The organism is Achromobacter sp. UBA5777, from assembly GCF_002418565.1.
In the GTDB taxonomy this organism is placed as follows: domain Bacteria; phylum Pseudomonadota; class Gammaproteobacteria; order Burkholderiales; family Burkholderiaceae_B; genus Achromobacter; species Achromobacter animicus.
Genome location: NZ_DIEJ01000319.1, coordinates 1 through 1,504, shown reverse-complemented (window position 1 = coordinate 1,504; position 1,504 = coordinate 1). Strand labels below are relative to the sequence as shown.

The following is a 1,504-nucleotide window of genomic DNA, read 5'->3' as shown; positions in this document are numbered from 1 at the left end:
CAAGGCAAAGCGAAGCGAGCCGAAGGGGGGCAAGCGAAGCAAGACCCCCACCCCCTCCCCCTCGGGGGGAGGGCCGGGGAGGGGGGCCCACATATTGCCCCCAGGGGCCCGCCTGCCGAGAGGCTAGCGAGCGCGCGAAGCGCAGCTCTGCTAGAATCTCGGCTGGCGGGCCCCTTCGCATGGTTCGACGGTGAACCTGGTCAGGTCGGGAACGAAGCAGCCATAGTCGTTTAGGGTCAGTGCCGGAGTAAGGCTCGCCAACCGGATTCTTCAAGGCAGTAGCGTTTGCTACTTCGCTTTCACAGGGGACGGGGTTATTTTCCAAGGATTCGTTCCACGGGAATAAGCCCGTCCCCTTTGCATTCCAGCCCGCTCGATCAACGGGTTCAACAATCAGGCTCTACAATCCAGCCATGACTTATCTGGTATTGGCCCGCAAGTGGCGGCCGCGATCGTTCGATACCCTGGTGGGACAGGATCACGTGGTGCGCGCGCTCACGCATGCGCTCGACACGCAACGCCTGCATCACGCCTGGCTGTTCACCGGCACCCGGGGCGTGGGCAAGACCACGCTCTCGCGCATCCTGGCCAAATCGCTCAACTGCGAAACCGGCATCACCTCCAAGCCCTGTGGCGTCTGCCGCGCCTGCACCGAAATCGATGCGGGCCGCTTCGTCGACTACCTTGAGCTGGACGCCGCGTCCAATCGCGGCGTCGAGGAAATGACGCAGCTTCTGGAGCAGGCGGTCTATGCGCCGGGCGCGGGACGCTTCAAGGTCTACATGATCGACGAAGTCCACATGCTGACCGGGCACGCGTTCAACGCCATGCTCAAGACGCTGGAAGAGCCGCCGNNCCTGGCCACCACCGATCCGCAAAAGATCCCGGTGACGGTTTTGTCGCGCTGCCTGCAATTCAATTTGAAGCAGATGCCGGCCGACTCTATCGTTGGCCATCTGCAGGCCGTGCTCGGCCAGGAAGACGTCGGCTTTGAAATCCCGGCCCTGCGGCTGATCGGGCAGGCGGCGTCGGGCTCGATGCGCGATGCCTTGTCGCTCACCGACCAGGCCATCGCCTACAGCGCGGGCAACCTTACCGAAGATGCCGTGCGCGGCATGCTCGGCACCATCGACCAACGCCATCTCGTGCGCCTGCTGGATGCCCTGTCGACGGGCGATGCCAAGGGCGTGCTGGCCGTGGCCGACGAACTTGCGATTCGCGGACTGTCGTATGCCGGTGCGCTGGCCGACCTGGCCGTGCTGCTCTCGCGCGTGGCGATCGAGCAGCGCGTGACCGGCGTCACCGCCGCCGAGGATCCGCTGGCCGGCGATATTGCCCGCCTCGCACAGGCACTCCATCCGGATGCCGTGCAACTGTTCTACTCCGTCGCCGTGCATAGCCGCGGCGAACTGACGCTGGCGCCCGACGAATACGCGGGCTTCATCATGGCGTGCCTGCGCATGCTGGCGCTCAATGGCGACGCCGGTCCGCAGACCGCGCTGGA

The 1,504-nt window shown here is 65.0% G+C and carries 1 protein-coding gene and 1 other RNA gene; both read left to right on the top strand.

The features are described from left to right. Window positions 1-164 precede the first annotated feature (164 nt). Window positions 165-262, top strand: an RNA gene (gene ffs, locus B3446_RS27920) — signal recognition particle sRNA small type. Window positions 263-413: 151 nt separating this feature from the next. Next, window positions 414-1,504 (top strand): DNA polymerase III subunit gamma/tau (gene dnaX, locus B3446_RS27915; protein ID WP_291387383.1); only part of this gene is annotated, 1,091 nt, incomplete at its 3' end.